Here is a 16,241-nt window from a genome sequence, read left to right on the forward strand (position 1 = left end):
CACTTCGATGCGCACCACGAAGTTCCGGCTCGACGTGCTTCCTGTGGGATAGAGCTTGGCGACCTGTCCGGCAAATGTACGTCCAGGAAGCGCGTCCACTTTTACGTCCACCAGCATCCCAAGCTTCACCTGCGCGATCTCGGTTTCAGGAACCTGCGCCTCAAAGAAGACCGTGTCAAGCGCGATTATCGTGAGGAGTGAGCCCGTCGGTCCTGCGAGCTGCCCAACTTCGGTGCTTCGCTTGGCAATGATCCCGTCAATCGGCGAGAAGATCTTGGTATTGCTGACCTGCTGCTGTGCGGAGCTAAGCCCCGCTCGGGCCTGAGCAAGCTGTGCCTGCGACGAGCTAAGCCCTGCTTGAGCCTGCGCGAGCGCCGCTTTTGCCTGGCTCACGCCTGCCTGAGCCGCTTTAATATCGTCCTGGCGAACCGAGTTCTGCTGGGTGTTGGACTTGGCAAGCCGCAGTCCAAACTCCGCGCGGGCCACGGCGGTCTGCGACTGCCGAACCGACTCATCACGCCCACCAATCGTGGCCAGCTCTAGCTGCGACTTTGCGGAGTCGAGAGCCGCTTTGGCAACACGCTCTTGATTCACATACTGGTCGAGCGTGATCTGCGCGGCGGCTCCCTCACGCACAAGGCTCTCGTAGCGCTTTTTGTCACTCATGGCACGCTCGTAGTTGGCCTGTGCCTGTGCGACGCCACTCTCGGCCACGGAGACCTCCTGGGTGCGCTGGGGCTTCTTGGCAATCTCCAGCTGCGCCTTGGCTGAGGCGAGCTGCTGCTCGGCGTCTTTCACCCCGGCATCGCTCTGGCTATCCGTGAGCTTGAAGTTCGTGCGGGTCTGGTCCAGCTTGACGAGCGCGTTCTGGTAGCCTGCCTGGGCGCTCTGAATGCTCGCCTGGGCGTTCTTGATGGCCGCTTCGGCGCTCTTGATCGTGGCCTCCGACGAGCGCACCTGCGTGTCGTAGTCCGCCGTGTCTTGCTGCACGAGAAGCTGGCCCTTGCGAACCGGCTCACCTTCTCGGGCGGCAATAAACGTCACGCGGGCACTGACTTTTGCCCCCAGTTCCACGGTCTCGGTGGCGGCAATCGAGCCCGTCACCGAGATCGTGCGTGTCACGTCTTTTTGGGTTGCCGCCGCCACCCGCACCGGAGTTCCTGCCGTTGCTGTAGCGGGTGCGTCCGGCTTCTTCTCATCAGCGGCTTTCTGCGGCGCACACCCGGTAAGGGCAACCAAGCTTAGGACAACTGCAAACGTTAAATTTCTTCTCATGATCATTCTTTTCCCAGCGCACGATCTAAGCGTGCCAGCGCCGTAAGATAGTCGTAGCGGGCATTGACGATATTGGTCTCGGCCTGAATCAGCGAGGTTTGGGCATCATTCACGGAGAGCTGGGTGTCCACGCCCTCACGGAAGCGCACCTGGGCAATGCGGTAGGCCTCGCGGGCCTGCTCCACAGCTCCCCAAGCGGTCTGGGCACGCTCATGGGCGTCTTTGACGGCGATCAGCGCCTGCTGCACCTCCGCTTTGATCCCGTTTCGATACTGCTCTTTCTGAATCTCGGCTGCTCGCTGATCGGAGCGAGCCGCCTCCGTCTGTGCCTTAGAAGCCCCCCCATCGCTCAGAGGAACCGTGAGCCCTAACGAGACAGAGCCCGTGGTCTGATTGCTAATAAACGCAGGGTTGGGGTTGTAGTTAGCTGAGAGAGACGCCCCCAGAGAGGGTGCAAGCCCTCTGCCATAGAGCTGGATATTCTTCGCGGCTTTTGTGAGCGAGATCTCCGCCTGCCGCGCCTCAGGCCGAACCGCAAACGCTGCCGCAATCAGCTTGGCTTCTTCTAGCGTGGGCAGTGCGTCTTTTTCTTTTGTCTCGGTGGGAGGCGCAAGCTCAACCGGTGTGCCAGGATCAATTCCCAGACTATTGGCAAAGGCATTCTTTGAGAGCGCAACTTGATTGCGCGCCGAGATGAGCGTCTGCTGGTTGTTGGCGAGCTGGGTCTGCGCCCGAAGCACATCAAACTGCGCCACGGTGCCCGCACTAAACTGCGAGCGAGCTACCCGCAGGGCCTCCTGGCTCTGTGCCACAGCGGCCTCTGAGACGCGTACCAGCGACTCGGCCCGCAGCAGGCTGTAGTAGCTACTGCGAACGTTAAAGTTCGTGTCCATGAGCACGCGCTTGTAGTCCAGCGCCTGCACCTCAAGCTCCAGATCCCCAAGCTGGTTGGCAAGCCTGATCACGCCCGCCAGATCAAGGTTCTGCGTCACACTCAGGCTCACCGATTGCTGGTTCAGATCCACGCCACTGCCAAAACCGCCGCCACCTGTTGGGGCAGGGGTCGGGGTAGGAGTCGCTTCGGCCCGGCTGGAGGCGGGAAGCTGCACGGGCTGCACTCCTGGTGGAGTCGTCTGAAGGAGCACCGGAAACGGGTTTTGCACCGCGCCACCACCCGCTGCCCCACCACCACCAAAGCCCGAGCCGCCGTTGAGCAGGCGGGTGTAGCTGGCACGGACGCTGGCCTGAGGCTTGCGCCCCGCCAGAATCTGGTTGATGGTCTGCTGGGTTCTCAGACCACGCTCTTTAGACTGGCGCAGGTTGGGGCTGTTGGCCTGAGCGAGTTTTAGTGCCTGATCTAGGGATTTAATCGGCGGGGGCGTTGTTTGCTGTGCCACCGTCAGCGAGGCGGAGGCAGAAGCGAGCAGAAGAGCTACCAGGGAGTAGCGAAGGGTTTGGTTCATGACATTGTATTGGGTTGCGTAATCAGTTGGTTCAAGTAAGAGACAAGGCGGTGGCGGGTTTCGTTATCGGGAGGATTCATTCCCATAATCTCACAGAACTTCACCCCGTCGAGCACAAAGCGCACGATCTGGGAGATAGTCTTGTCGAGGTTGTCGTCCTCAAGCTGCTTCTGCCACGACCCTACTCGCTCCCGCAGGATCGAGAGAAGCTCGGGGTCGTTGGCAATCGCGGCGAGCATTCCGGCTCCCCCACGCTCGTCCATAGCATCCGGTGAGGCGATCTGGCTCAGAAGCGCACGGGTTCGACGACCAGGGCCTTCGGGCTGCTGCTCGATAGCGGCGTGCCACTCGCGCTCGTGGGCATCCAGCCAGGTGTGGAGCATCTGACCGATCAGGGCATTTTTGGTGGGGAAGTAGTAGAGCACCGCGCCTTTGCTCACCCCCGCCTCACGCGCCACCAGCTCTAGCGTCAGGCGCGTGATCCCGTCGCGCACCACGACGTTATGAGCGGCATTGAGCAGCTCTTCTAGTTTTTCTGGCTTTCGCATAAAATTCCTGACCGTCCGGTCAGACTTTAAAATACCGTCCAGTCAGTCAGTTTGTCAAGACACAGAGAGAATTTATTTTTTCGCCGCCCCATGGAATGAGGCGTCTGCAATGGCGCAAGCGCCGCAAAGCCCGTGCCGGGCTGGAGAGTTCGTTTCCCCAGCCCGGCACGGGCTTCGCAGCCGAAGGCTACTCAGACGCCGATTTCAATCGGCGGCGAGCTCGATCATCGCGTGGCCGTTTACAGTCGGGACGGTGAATTTTACGGCTCCGGCCTCGCTCACGAACTCTAACACCTCGCCGCTGGGGACGAGTTTGACACTACTCACAGGCTGGCCAACTCTCGCCGTGACTGCGATGTTGTGCACCGGGATCACGTCCTCGATCACATCAAAAGCCTGCCCGCGCCGCTCGGGGATGTAGTGAAGCAGATGGACGATGTGGCGGTTTTCCGCCTCTTGTTTGTTGAGGGTAGCCAGCAGCGACGACGGGCCTTTGACGCTCAGCACGGGCTTTGGTAAGAGCTGCGAAATTGCGTCCTTGAGCATGGTCTTCACCCAGAGCGGGGCGTTGAGCTGGTACTGCCGGAAGATCGGGTGGGCGAAGTAGATTCCCGCGCCACTCGCCACTACTGCCGGGTACTTGCGCTCCCCCGACGACGGCGTGTGCGCGTGGGAGCAGAAGTGCCGCCAGGTGCGGTTGAAGTAGGGAACGTCGGTCCAGCAGAGGACGCTTCCCCCACTCGCAGGCTCCACTTCCAGCGCCTTCTGGTACATCACGTGGCCCGTTTTGGGCAAGCTCTCCCCAATCCCGTTGCCCGGCACGATAAAGTCCGGCGAGAACGGCGCATCCCCAATCGCCTTCACCCCAAGCTCACGTGTCGCAAACTGGCCGTCGCTGTCCAGCCCGGACTTGTACGACGCGATCACGGTGCCACCGTTGTAGACAAAGGCATCTAGCTTCGACGACATTCGGGTGTTGAAGGGAATTTCGTCGGGGAGAATAAGAAGCTTGTAGCGCATCCAGTCCGACTGACTGTCTACGATATCGAACTGGGCTCCTAGCTCCTGGAGCATCCGGATCGCGCCGTGGAGGTGGGCAATATTGCGACCGCCACTCGGGGTGTACTCGGTAAACTCCTCACTGGTCATCAGGGCCACATCGGTCACGGGGGTTGCCCCGACGCACCAAGGCTCCTTGGCCTTGACCTGACCATACACTCCCCCGATCAGCTCGTACGTCGCCGCGTCAATCTTGCCCGAGGGATGTAGCTGGTCACCAATCGAGCACTGTGCCCCTAGCGCGAGCATGTGGAAGCACTCGAACTCCAGCGCCGCCGGGTTCTTGAACGAGTGAAAATCCCCCCATGACGTGTGGAACTTGCCGGTCATCCCAAGGCAGGGCAGCCCCAGCGTCCTCGCGTAGCGCTGCGCCTGCGGGAAGTGTAGATACCCCCACCCACCCGAGGGCAGCGACTCCAGCTCCCAGTGCGAGTAGCTCTCGGACTCGCTTCGATGACGCGTCCCGACATGGCCCGAGTTGTAGAAAATCGTACAGTCCGGGTTGAGCGTCCGTACAAACGCCGTCATCTCCGCCTGCCATTCCTGAATGACTTGTGTGGCAAAGCGCTGGCGATCCGACGCATCCTGAGGGTTCAGCCCCGCCGCGTCCATCGCTGCGATCCAGTGGGGCGCAAACGAGACGCGGGTTCCGACGATGTCAAAAAACAGCCCGTCCACGTCCGAGACGCACGCAAACAAGTCTTTGACATGGTCGAAGAGAAACTGCCGGTAGCCGGGATGAAAGACATCCAGAACGCGGTAGAACCCCGCCTCAAAGGGCTTGGTGCCGTGCTGCCGCCCCTCTTCGTCGATCATCAGCCACTCGGGATGCCGCTCCGCCGTGTAGTCGTCCCACTGCACAGTCAAGTAGATCGGAACCCGAATCCCCTTTGCATGACACGCCGCAATCTGCTCGGGCAGAAGATTGCGATTGGCAAGCTGTGGGTGCACCCGCTCAGGGTGCGCTTTGCTATTGTAGTAGAGCCAGCCGTGGTGACAGCGGCCAAAGCACGTGATGGAGTCCACACTGGCCTTCTCTAGAGTGTCAGCAAACTCCGTTGCATCGAACTCCGCGCCAATACCGGGAATGTCGGGCGAGGTGTGAAAGTCGAGGTGAACTTGACGAAAACGTAGCGGCATAAAAAAGCTCCTTTGATTACAGGTTGATTTTAAGGGTTTCCTGGCGCATTTTGCAATAGCCCATGCTGAGAATAAGTGGTAGAAAATCGTCCTTGCTCCGCGAAGCATAAGCGCACTCTAAGAAGCACAAGCGGGTAGAATAGCAGCATGAGTAGTGATTTTTCCGTGTCCTGGGAGCTAAGCCGGGGACGATTCGACCAAGAAGTTCTGGCCATGAGCCAGGAGCAGCTTAACTTCCGCCTCTATCCGGGTGCGCTTACCATCGGCGAGATGGCGATCCATGTTGCGGGGGTAGAGATCTGGTTCCTGAGCCAGCTTCATGGCACGCCCGTCCCCGAGAACCTGGAGCGCATCGCTAAGACCGCCACCGAGGGTGTCGTCAACGACAACCCCTTTCCATTCTCTGCCGAAGAAATCACCCCTGCCCTCGTTGCCGAAGCGCTTGCCACAGCAGCTGGGCAGGTAAAAGAAGTCATCTACGAGCCATCCGAAGCGCTGCTCCAAAAAGAGATCAAGAGCGCTCTGGGGCCAATCATCACCGGCCAAGGAGCCCTCGCCCGCTTCGCCTTCCACCCCGGCTACCACCACGGCCAAGCCTATCAGATCAAGTGCGCGCCGAGTTTTCCCGCCTGAGTCATCGCATCCTATCAATGCTCTGAAGATACCACGGGCCGTACCAGTGCTGATGCTTCGTCACCGGATTGTCGATTGGTGGTGAGTCAGGACGGTAGAGAAAGCCGCTTGTATCCACCAGTCCACTATCGCCAAGGTCAAACAGCCAGCCGTCTTCCGTTTTATAAATTCTCTCGAATCTGTAGAGGCCAAGCATTATGTTTTCCGCCTCTCGCGGATTCCTGGCATAAGCAAAGAGTGCCGGTTTACTCAGGCGGAAACGGATGCTACGCGTAACGGGGCTAATGGCCACAAAAGTCATGAGAATCGCAACCACTGCTTCTTTTCCCAGGAGCAGTCGTCGCTCAGGGTGATGCAGAGCAACGACAAAACGGATCAGCCAGAGCACAGCCAAGCCGATGCCAATCACTGTAAGAATCCACTCAAGGCCAAAACTCACGGCGGGAGCACTAAAAATAACCAGGCTCGCCGCCCACCAGATACTTGCCGCGCCCCACCAAAGCCAAGAGCGATTCATGCGTCAAGTGTCTGTAGCATAGGACTACCTCCGTGCCATTTTATCGCTTCTTGCGGCTGGTGACATTGGCAAGGAGCACGGCGACCAAAAGCAAAACGCCGATGGCGGTGACCTGGTTTTCAGCTTTCACGCCCGCGACTCCCATGCCGGTCTGGACAACGCCGATGAGCATTAAAGCGGCGAGTGAACCAAAAATAGTGCCGCGCCCACCGAAGATGCTAGTGCCTCCGAGAACCACAGCGGTGATGGCGTCGAGCTCAAGCCCACGGGCGTGGTCGAAGCGTGCAACCCCAAGGCGGGAGAGAAGCGTGAGCGAGGCGATTCCGGCGACGGCTCCCGAGAGAATGAAGAGCTTCATCAGAACGCCCGGCACAGGGACGCCGGAGTAGCGGGCGGCTTCGGGGTTGGTGCCCACGGCGTTTACCAAGCGCCCAAAGACAGCTTTATGGAGCAGCAGGCCCGCGGCAATCGCAAAGCCGAGCACCAGAAAGAGCGGGGCGTGGAAGTAGGTGCGCGGAATGGCGAGCTTCTCGAAGTGCTGGAATGCCTCGGGCACGGGCAGGGAGTGATCCCCTAAAAGAATCTGCGCCCCGCCGCGAAAGAGCGCCATCGTCCCCAGCGTCACAACCAGCGACGGCAGGCGGCGCTTGGCCACGAGCCAGCCGTTGATCGCGCCCAGCAAGCCCCCCAGCACGGGTGCAAGCGCGGCACAGAGCCCAAACGGCAGGCCCTTACTGTGGAGTGTCGTCACAATCGCCCCCACCAGCGCGAGAATTGCGGTGCAGGAGAGGTCAATGTGTCCGGCCACGATCACCAGGGTCAGCGCAATCGCCAGCAGTGCCGTCTCGGTGTAGAGTGTCGAGCGGTCGAAGAGATACGCCACATCCAGAAAGCGCGGCTCGCGGGCGGCACTGACGATAAAGGCGATAATCAGCAAGCCCATCGCGACCAGTTCGGGAATAAACGCACGGAGCTTTTTCATTTCCCCCCCGGTTGGAGCGGGGAGGCTGGAGAGCGCTCCGCGCTACAAAGGGCGTGCCGCCCATAAATTCGGTATGGCCGGAACGGCCTTTGTAGCCAAAGGCTCGCCAGTCCCCTCGTTCCAATCGAGGGGACTATCGCCGTTCTGATCGGCGGGGCGCTCGCGTTTCCCATCACTCTTCCCCCGTAGCGTTCAGACGCAAGCGACGCGCGGTGGCATCGTCGAAGAGGACGGCGGCGAGAATCACCAGGCCGTAGACGGCGGTCTGCCAGGTGTCGGCGATCTGGAGGACGGAGAGTGCGACATTGATCACGCCGAGCAAGACGCAGCCCAGAAACGCTCCCGTCGCGCTCCCGACGCCACCGAAGATGCTCGTCCCCCCGATCACCGCGGCGGCGATCACCAGAAGCTCGAAACCGGAGCCGATGCTGGCAGGATTGACATTACCAAAGCGGCTGGCGTAGAGAACTCCCGCAAGGCCCGCGCCCATGCCACAGAGAATATAGGCGAGCAAAATGACCGGACGCACGGGAACACCACGGAGCGCCGCCGCATCCGGGTTGCCGCCGATGGCGTAGAGGTTGCGGCCAATTCTTGTGCGGGTGAGAAAGGCATGGGTGAGGAGCGCCACCAGCACCGCCACTAAGACCACCCAGGGGAGCTTGTTGTTAAAAAGCCCGTTGGTGGTCCAGGCCGCCAGCGCCTTGGGAATCTCGTAGTCGTTGACCTGCACGCCGCCACTCACCACAAAGGCCAGCCCGCGGTAGATGCCCAGTGTCGCAAGCGTCGCCACAATGGCAGGAACGCGGGCGTAGGCAATCAGCAGGCCGTTCACCATACCTAGCCCACCGCCGATTCCCGCGCCAATCGCGGCGGCGACAAACACGTTCAGGTCTTTGTGGTCTCGGAGCAGCATCGCCGTGAGCATTCCCGAGAGTGCGAGGATCGAGCCCACCGAGACATCAATGCCACGCGTCAGAATCACCAGCATCTGCCCCATCGCACAGACGGCGATCAGGGGAAGCCAGAGCAGCACCGACTGAATGGATGACTCGGAGAGAAAACGTGGCTGGACAATACTGACCACGACGATCAGCAAAATCAGAGCGATGGCAATGGGAAGCTCACGGCGGGGCATCGGGTAGTATTGTACCAAACGAAATGGGAACCTCTTGCCATTACCGACGTTTGGGAAAATAATGCCTACCAACTACTTGGAAGTGCCCCTCTCGCGAAAGCAGGTCAAACACTGTCGAATGGATGATGTTGAGGTAGCCCGACGGCTCCATAAAAAGCACGGGACTAGCTACTACTTTGCGACGTGTCTTTTCCCCTGGCACTTGCGTGAGGCAACCTTCGCACTCTACGCCTTCTTCCGGGTTCCCGATGAGTTTGTGGACAATGGCGCTCCTGAGCAGGCGCGGCAGCTCCTGGAGAACTGGCGAACCGACTGGCAGAAGGCCTACCAGCTGTGCGACTCCTCCGACCCCGTGCTCCGTCTGAACGCCGAGGTTTTCCACCGCTACCAGATCCCCTACGACTACAGCGAGACGTTTTTGGCCGCCATGTTCCGCGACCTCTCAGACACGCGCTACGCCACCTACGCCGAGCTGGAGAGCTACATGTACGGCTCTGCCGCCGTCGTGGGACTGATGATGAGCCATGTGATTGGCTTCGCAGACCCCGTTGCGCTGGAGTACGCCAAAAAACTCGGCTACGCCATGCAGCTCACCAACTTCCTACGCGATATTGACGAGGACTTCCAGCAGCGTGGGCGCATCTACCTGCCCCTAGACGAGCTGCGACGCTTCGGTGTCAAAGAGGCGCAGTTCGCGGAGCGCCACTTCGATGCCAATTTCTACGCGCTGATGCAGTTTCAGATGCAGCGCGCCCACAAGCTCTACAAAGACGCCGAGCCGGGGATCGCGCTTCTGAGCCCTGAGGGCCGCCGCGCTGTTCGTGTGGCAAGCGCCCTCTACCGGGCGATTCTGACAAAACTAGAGCAGCAGGGAAGCAACCCGTTTACCGGTCGTGCTCGCACGAGCACGCTGGAGAAAGTACAACGCACCATGAGTGTCTGGAATGACTAAACAAAGCGCAATTGTTATCGGCGGCGGCATCGGGGGGCTGGGCAGCGCCTGCCTGCTGGCCAAGGCGGGCTACCAAGTCGAGCTTTTCGAGAAGAACGAGATTCTGGGCGGCTCTGCGGGGATCTTCTCCGCCGAGGGCTTCACGTTTGACATGGGCCCAAGCTGGTACCTGATGCCCGATGTCTTTGAGAACTTCTTCTCGCTTCTCGGAGAAAAAGTCGAGGATCACCTAGACTTAGTGAAGCTGGGGCCATCGTACCAGATCTTCTTTAAAGACAAGGGCAAGCGCGTCAGCCTGTACTCCGACCTGGAGCGGGACATTCCGACGCTAGAGGCCATTGAGCCCGGCTGTGGCAAGGCGCTTCGCGATTACTTGGAGCGCTCGAAGTTCCAGTACGAGATCGCACTAGCGGGCTTTATGTACAAGAACTACGACACGGTCTTTGATTTCTTCAATAAGCAGACCATGCTCCAAGGCCCAAAGCTCCATGTCTTTGAGAAGATGAACAAGTACGTCGAGCGCTTCTTCTCCACCGACGAGATGCAAAAGATCATGGAGTACCAGCTTGTGTTTCTAGGCTCGTCGCCCTACGACACACCCGCGCTCTACAACATCATGAGCCATATTGACTTCAATATGGGCGTCTACTACCCCATGGGCGGCATCCATGAGATCCCGAAAGCCTTCGTGCGGATCGGCGAAAAGTACGGCGCACGGTTTCATACAAACTCTCCCGCCGCAAAGATTCTCACTGAGAACGGAAAAGCCGTCGGAGTGCGCCTCAAAGATGGCACCGAGCACCGCGCGGACTTAGTGATCTGCAACGCGACCATTCGCCACGCGGAGACGCTTCTCGAACCGAGTGAGCGCACGTTCACCGATGACTACTGGGAGAAGCGCACGCTGGCTCCCTCGGCATTTATTCTCTATCTGGGTGTCGAAGGCAAGATCCCGACCCTCACGCACCACAATCTGATCTTCGCCCCGGACTGGAAAGCGGGCTTTGCGGAGATCTTCGACAACCCGAAGTGGCCCACCGACCCGTCGCTCTATGTCTGTGCCCCCAGCGTCACGGACCCCAATGTCGCCCCCGAGGGCTGCGAGAACCTCTTTGTGCTGGTCCCCATGGCTCCGGGCATGAAGGCCACCGAGAGCGAGCTTGCCGCCTACGCGGATAAAACGCTCGCGCTGATGGAAAAAGAGATGGACATCCCGAATCTGCGCCAGCGCATCAAGTACCAGCGCATCTTCTGGGCAAAAGACTTTATCGAGCGCTACAACAACGACCGTGGCACCGCACTGGGCCTCGCGCACACGATGAACCAGACCGCGATCCTGCGGCCCAACAACGTCAGCAAGAAGGTCAAGAACCTCTACTACGCCGGAGCCAGCACCAACCCCGGAATCGGCATGCCGATCTGTTTAATCAGCGCCGAGCTTGCCTACAAGCGCATCATCGGGGATAAGACCGCCGGGCACTTGAAAACGCTCCCACCGGCTTAGCCTAGCTTACGGAGCTTCTGGTCAAAGGCCACCGCTCCGATGATTAAGAGGCCGATGTAGATGTTCTGATCAAAGGGGTCAACCCCGAGTAGGTTCGAGCCATTGCGCAAGACGGCGATGAGCAGCGCCCCGAGGAGTGTGCCTGAGACGCGCCCCTCGCCGCCTGCGAGGCTGGCTCCGCCGACCACGACGGCAGTGACGACATCCAGCTCGTAGCCGTTGCCCCCCGTGGGGTTGCCCGAGCTGAGGCGAGCCGACTCGACGAGGCCCGCCAGTCCGGCCAGTGCGCCACCAATGGCGTAGACAGCGAGCTGCACACGCTCCACCGGAACGCCTGAGACGCGTGCGGCTTCGGCGTTGGAGCCGATGGCATAGACATAGCGGCCCAGCTTGGTGTAGTGCAGGATAAAGGCGATCAGAGCCGCGACCAGTACCACCAAGATCAGCGGCATCGGCACCCCCTGAACCGTCCCTGAGGCGAGCTGATTGAACTGCTCGGGGGTGCCGTCTACCGTCACGCCCTTGGCAATGCGCAAGGTCACGCCACGTGCCACGAGTAGCATCCCGAGGCTGGCGATAAAGGCGGGGACTTTCATCTTCGTCACCACTACCCCAACCAGCCCGCCCGAGAGCGCCCCAATCCCCACTCCTGCCAGAATCCCCATCGGCACCGACCAGCCCGACTTCACCATCAGATAGGCCGATGTGACGCCCGAGAGCGCCAGCACGCTACCCACCGAGAGATCAATGCCCCCCGCAATAATCACCAGGGTTGCCCCCATGCCAATGAGCAGCAAGTAGGCGTACTGCCCGGCCACGCCGTAGAGATTGTCAAGCGTCATAAACGACTGGTGCCCGGTGGCTTGCGGCACACGGATGGCGAAGAAAATGCAGAGTAGCAAGAGGGAGACAGCAGGTAGGAGGCGTTTGGCAAGGATCATTATTGGATGTCTTTTCCGGTCATCATAAAGTGCAGCACGCGGTCAGGGGTGGCGTCGAGGCGGGTAATATTGGCGACGAGATGGCCTTGGAAGAGCACCAGAATCCGGTCGCTCATTCCCAGCAGCTCGGGTAGCTCGGAGGAGACTAGGACAATCGTCGCGCCGTCTTGGGTGAGGGCGTTCATCTGCTCGTAGATCTCGACTTTGCTGCCCACATCGACGCCTCGTGTGGGCTCATCAAAGAGCAGCACCGATGAGCCTGCATGGAGCCAGCGCCCGAGCACCCCTTTTTGCTGGTTACCCCCCGAGAGCGTCCCAATAAGCGTCTCCGTGCTGGAGGTCTTGATCCGCAGGCGCTTGATCTCCGTCTTGGTCGCCGCTTTATCTGGCCCATGCGCCAGCCACGGCCCCGGCGCGATCTTCTCCAGGCCCGCGAGAGTGACATTGTGGCGGACAGGAAGCCCCAGTGCCAGCCCCGTACGCTTGCGATCCTCAGTGAGCATTCCCACTCCGGCTTTGATAGCCACGCGTGGGCCCTGGTTCAGCGGCAACGGCTTGCCATCCACAACAACACTCCCCGACATGTGCCGCAGGCCAAAGATTGCCTCCAGAAGCTCCGTGCGCCCCGCGCCCATCAGCCCGGCGATCCCGACCACTTCCCCCGCACGCGTCGCAAACTCCACACCATCTAAGCTGACCTTGAGCCGCTCAGGGCCAGGCTCACCGGCCACCCGCGGATAGAAGTCAGAAAGCTCCCGACCAACCATGGCACGCACCACGGTCGAGGTGTCCGTCTCGCTGATATTGGCCTCGTAGACCTTCAGGCCATCGCGGAGTACCACCACACGATCACAGAGCGCAAAGCACTCGGGCAATCTATGGCTAACAAAGACCATCCCAATCCCACGCTCTCGTAGCGCCTTCAGAGTGGTGAAAAGCTCCTCGATCTCCTTCTCGCCAAGTGAGGAAGTTGGCTCGTCTAAAAGTAGCAGCTTTGCTTCTTCCGAGAGCGCCTTGCAGATCTCGACGGCTTGCCGCTGCGCCGGGCCAAGCGTGCCCACCAGCGCATCCGGGTTGAGGTCAAAGCCGTGGTGCGTTAAGAGCGTCTGCGCCTTCTCCCGCATCGCTTTATGGTCAAGCAGGCCACTCTTCATCGGCTCTGCACCAAGATAGATATTGGCCGCCACCGAGAGATGCGGTGCCAAATTGAGTTCCTGATAGACCGTCCGAATGCCTAAGCCACGCGCTTTCGACGGCGAGTCCAGCACCACGGGCTCGCCAAACCAGCGTACTTCCCCCGCCGTCGGGGTGTGCACGCCTGTGATGGCTTTGAGCAGCGTGGATTTCCCCGCCCCATTCTCCCCCAGCAGCGCGATAATCTCGCCGGGACGAACCTCAAAGTCCACGCCCTTGAGCGCCTTGACCTCCGCCCCAAAGGACTTCTCGATCCCCCGCATCGTCAAGATCGGCTCACCTGAAGGGGCTGGTTTATTAGATGACATCACGGCTGAGATTCGGCAAGACTTATCGAAAAACCTCTTAGCGTTTCTGATCCGCTTCCAGGTGGCACTTCTTATATTTTTTGCCACTGCCACACCAGCACGGGTCGTTGCGCCCTGGCTTCTTGCTCGGTGGCGGCGCAGGCCGTCCTTGAAAGATCATGCGCTGCGACTCTTTCAGCGCTTCTCGAACGCGCCGTGCCTCGATTTCCTGCATCTCCAGCTTGTTTTGCTGGTGCCAGGCTCGGTAGTCCTCAAGTATACTTGTACTGCGGTCTGAGACACGCACATGCCCGGAGTCTTTATAGCTGTCCTCCACGTTCTCTTCCGTGATGAAGGAGCGATCCACACGGTTCTCAGCGAAGGCACGGGCAATCAGCGGGCGGGCCTCGGGATCACGGAGATTCGTCAGATCACTGATAAGAGAGGCGATGTGGTCGTTCTCAGGCTCTCCTCCCCGGTCGAGGTGCTCTGTAAGCTGCTTTATAAGAAAGGCTTTGTGTGCCTCTCGGGTCTCTGGCGTGTCACGGGCGATCTGCTCCAGTACCTCCAGAGCCACTGCCCGAGCATACCAGTCCAGCGCATCGTTGCAGACAACTCGCTCCAGAATCGGGACGGCGCTCGGACCGAACTTCCAGAGCACGTTGTCAAGCCACTCCAGAATGTCATGATCCTCGCCCTCAAAGCAGGCATGAAACACCGGCTCGGCGGTCTCCGGAATGGCCAGCTCACAGAGCGCAAAAATTATCAGATAGGCGATGTTGTCAAGTAAAAGCTCTCCGTCGTTTCGTGCCCGAAGTGCCTCATCGATAATGCGCTCCAGCAGAGCAGGGACAAGCGCTTCGCCCTGTGTCACCAGAGCTTCAATTTGTTTGGGAGTGACAACTGTGTCCCAGTCTGCGTCCGCTAGCTGATCCAGCGTGCTTAGCAGGTCGTCTTGTGTTTGGTTCATCGCGGTAAAATATACCTCATGAAGCGACAAGAAGCGCAACGCAACGCACGGGAGATTGTTCTGCCCGAGGGACGGCGGGTTTCGACGATCTACAAAAGTGACTTTCCCGGTGGACAAGGGCCGGTGTTGCTCACGCCACGAAGTGTCTGGTGGGGGACGCGGGACATGGTCTTTCGTGCGGATCTAGCAACCAGCAAGCGCGAGGTCTATCTTCCCTGGGCAGGCGGCAAGGGAGCCGTGCAAGCGCTAGAGCTTGATGGCGACTCCGTGCGCGTTCGCACGGATGCTCGTGAGGCGAAGATCCGCACCGATAGCGAGGCGTTTGAGGGCTACGTGCGGCTACGGCTCGGTGAGGAGCAGCTTGTGCCACCGCCGGGAGTCTGCCAAAAGATCGCAAAGACGGTGGAGGAGTGGCTAGGGGTGCCCTATCTCTACGGCGGAAACACAAAAGTGGGCTGCGACTGCTCGGGGTTTGTGGGCGCGATGCTACGTGTCGCGGGCAAGAGCATCCCGCGAACGTCGAGTGCGATCGCTCAGTCCGGCAAGCCCGTGCTTGGAGAGCTGCGCTTCGGTGATGTGGTCTGCACACCAGGCCATGTCGCGTTGTATCTAGGCAATGGCTGGCAGGCAGAAGCGCCCCAGACCGGCGACGTCGTTAAGAGAACCACCGTCTGGCACCGGGCCAATGCAGCGGCACAGCGCTTTCTCTAAAAATAAAAGCCTCCCGCATCGTCGGTGATGTGGGAGGCTCGCCAGCAGCGCTCGCTACGTTTCCGGGCGTAGCGTGGCTTACCGACGGTGTAACGGATAGCGTGGAGACTCATGCTGCCCGTGGTGGTTGCCGAAGCGGTAGGAACGGTCGCTATGCTTCTGAAGGCGGCGCTCCAGCTTGCTTGTCGCACGCGAAAGTGCAGAATAGAGGTCGCCGCTTTGCTCCCCAGTTCTTAAGTCCAGACCCTCGGCCCAGACCCGAATATCAGCACGAAGTCCTTGTTGCTCCGCTGTAAAGGTGACGTGGCTATGACGAATGGCGGGGAACTGACGCCCAAGACGCCCAAGTAAAAGTTCTGTGTGCTGCCGAAGTGCTTCGGTCACTACCAGATGACGACCCTGTACCTGAATATTCATCGCAAAACCTTTCTCGTAACCCAAAAAGACCCTCGCCAGAGGGTGCCCTGGCGAAGGTCTTGCAATTTTGAGAAAAAGGAAAGCTCCGGCCCACCGCAGTGAGCGTCTTGACGAAACTTCCCCCGGCTTCCGAGCCGGTCGCTACTCCCCTTCGTTGCTTAATAATACGCAACAAAGAAGCCATGCGTTCCCTGTTTCACGAAATATTTTTCTCACAACTTCAAGACAAGCCCCATGCTCAGATAGTCAAGGCGAGCAAAGTTGTAGACACGCTCGTTGTCCGCACCGCCCTCCAGGGTTCGAGCGCCTAAAGTCAGGTCGGTTTTAGGGGAAAGGCGGTGCGCCAAAAACAGTCCCACATCAAAAGCACGTCCCTGTTGCGCGGCGAGGCCATCGGCATCGAGCAGGAGCTTCCAGCGCTCACTGAGCTTGCGCTCACCGCTGAGATGAATCAGCGGCACCACTCCCAGATTCGACGATGCCGCGCGGGTGGTGCCTTGTTGCAGCGCA

Annotated in this window: 15 protein-coding genes and 1 pseudogene; 4 read left to right on the forward strand and 12 right to left on the reverse strand. The window is 59.8% G+C overall.

Going from position 1 to position 16,241, the window contains the following annotated elements; translation table 11 throughout:
* The 4 genes from RMO15_RS18980 to RMO15_RS18995 form a co-directional block, all read right to left on the reverse strand.
* Window positions 1-1,275, reverse strand: a 1,275-nt coding sequence (locus RMO15_RS18980) for an efflux RND transporter periplasmic adaptor subunit (RefSeq protein WP_309715346.1), incomplete at its 3' end; no start/stop codon positions are given.
* Window positions 1,276-1,277: 2 nt separating this feature from the next.
* Complete coding sequence (locus RMO15_RS18985) at window positions 1,278-2,738, reverse strand: TolC family protein (RefSeq protein WP_309715349.1); 1,461 nt, start codon at window positions 2,736-2,738, stop codon at window positions 1,278-1,280.
* Window positions 2,735-3,286, reverse strand: a complete 552-nt coding sequence (locus tag RMO15_RS18990; RefSeq protein ID WP_309715352.1) for a TetR/AcrR family transcriptional regulator — start codon at window positions 3,284-3,286, stop codon at window positions 2,735-2,737. Before RMO15_RS18990 ends, RMO15_RS18985 begins: the two co-directional genes overlap by 4 nt.
* Before the next feature lie 204 nt (window positions 3,287-3,490).
* A complete protein-coding gene (locus RMO15_RS18995; RefSeq protein WP_309715355.1) occupies window positions 3,491-5,485 on the reverse strand; it encodes a beta-galactosidase trimerization domain-containing protein in 1,995 nt (664 codons plus the stop codon).
* A gap of 147 nt (window positions 5,486-5,632) precedes the next feature.
* On the opposite strand from RMO15_RS18995, the gene RMO15_RS19000 reads away from it, so the two are divergent.
* Window positions 5,633-6,118 carry a DinB family protein gene (locus tag RMO15_RS19000; RefSeq protein ID WP_309715357.1) on the forward strand — a complete coding sequence of 162 codons (486 nt, stop codon included), beginning with the start codon at window positions 5,633-5,635 and terminating at the stop codon, window positions 6,116-6,118.
* Window position 6,119: 1 nt separating this feature from the next.
* Here the strand turns inward: RMO15_RS19000 and RMO15_RS19005 are convergent, their stop codons facing one another.
* The 3 genes from RMO15_RS19005 to RMO15_RS19015 form a co-directional block, all read right to left on the reverse strand.
* Window positions 6,120-6,635 carry a hypothetical protein gene (locus tag RMO15_RS19005; RefSeq protein ID WP_309715358.1) on the reverse strand — a complete coding sequence of 172 codons (516 nt, stop codon included), beginning with the start codon at window positions 6,633-6,635 and terminating at the stop codon, window positions 6,120-6,122.
* Window positions 6,636-6,675: 40 nt separating this feature from the next.
* Window positions 6,676-7,617: an ABC transporter permease gene (locus RMO15_RS19010; protein ID WP_309715360.1), complete on the reverse strand. Its 942-nt coding sequence runs from the start codon at window positions 7,615-7,617 to the stop codon at window positions 6,676-6,678.
* A gap of 172 nt (window positions 7,618-7,789) precedes the next feature.
* A complete protein-coding gene (locus RMO15_RS19015) occupies window positions 7,790-8,755 on the reverse strand; it encodes an ABC transporter permease (protein ID WP_309715363.1) in 966 nt (321 codons plus the stop codon).
* A gap of 61 nt (window positions 8,756-8,816) precedes the next feature.
* On the opposite strand from RMO15_RS19015, the gene RMO15_RS19020 reads away from it, so the two are divergent.
* Both RMO15_RS19020 and RMO15_RS19025 read left to right on the forward strand, forming a co-directional pair.
* Window positions 8,817-9,707 (forward strand): phytoene/squalene synthase family protein, encoded by an 891-nt coding sequence (locus RMO15_RS19020; protein ID WP_309715367.1) that lies wholly within the window; start codon window positions 8,817-8,819, stop codon window positions 9,705-9,707.
* Window positions 9,700-11,211, forward strand: coding sequence for a phytoene desaturase family protein (locus tag RMO15_RS19025; RefSeq protein ID WP_309715370.1), 1,512 nt, complete (start codon window positions 9,700-9,702; stop codon window positions 11,209-11,211). Before RMO15_RS19020 ends, RMO15_RS19025 begins: the two co-directional genes overlap by 8 nt.
* Here RMO15_RS19025 and RMO15_RS19030 read toward each other — a convergent pair.
* Genes RMO15_RS19030 through RMO15_RS19040 form a run of 3 tightly spaced genes read right to left on the reverse strand, consistent with a single transcriptional unit; the run spans window position 11,208 to window position 14,603 of the window.
* Window positions 11,208-12,152 (reverse strand): ABC transporter permease, encoded by a 945-nt coding sequence (locus tag RMO15_RS19030; protein WP_309715372.1) that lies wholly within the window; start codon window positions 12,150-12,152, stop codon window positions 11,208-11,210. The genes RMO15_RS19025 and RMO15_RS19030 overlap by 4 nt on opposite strands.
* Window positions 12,152-13,654 carry a sugar ABC transporter ATP-binding protein gene (locus RMO15_RS19035; RefSeq protein ID WP_309715375.1) on the reverse strand — a complete coding sequence of 501 codons (1,503 nt, stop codon included), beginning with the start codon at window positions 13,652-13,654 and terminating at the stop codon, window positions 12,152-12,154. The genes RMO15_RS19030 and RMO15_RS19035 overlap by 1 nt, the downstream gene beginning before the upstream one ends.
* 37 nt (window positions 13,655-13,691) lie before the next feature.
* Window positions 13,692-14,603, reverse strand: coding sequence for a DUF1186 domain-containing protein (locus RMO15_RS19040; protein ID WP_309715377.1), 912 nt, complete (start codon window positions 14,601-14,603; stop codon window positions 13,692-13,694).
* A gap of 18 nt (window positions 14,604-14,621) precedes the next feature.
* On the opposite strand from RMO15_RS19040, the gene RMO15_RS19045 reads away from it, so the two are divergent.
* A complete protein-coding gene (locus RMO15_RS19045; RefSeq protein WP_309715380.1) occupies window positions 14,622-15,314 on the forward strand; it encodes an NlpC/P60 family protein in 693 nt (230 codons plus the stop codon).
* 78 nt (window positions 15,315-15,392) lie between these two features.
* On the opposite strand, the gene raiA is transcribed toward RMO15_RS19045, so the two are convergent.
* Both raiA and RMO15_RS19055 read right to left on the reverse strand, forming a co-directional pair.
* Window positions 15,393-15,731, reverse strand: coding sequence for a ribosome-associated translation inhibitor RaiA (gene raiA / locus RMO15_RS19050; protein ID WP_309715384.1), 339 nt, complete (start codon window positions 15,729-15,731; stop codon window positions 15,393-15,395).
* A gap of 212 nt (window positions 15,732-15,943) precedes the next feature.
* Window positions 15,944-16,241, reverse strand: a pseudogene (locus tag RMO15_RS19055) (hypothetical protein); the annotation flags it as partial.

Source organism: Armatimonas sp., assembly GCF_031410135.1.
Classification (GTDB): domain Bacteria; phylum Armatimonadota; class Armatimonadia; order Armatimonadales; family Armatimonadaceae; genus Armatimonas.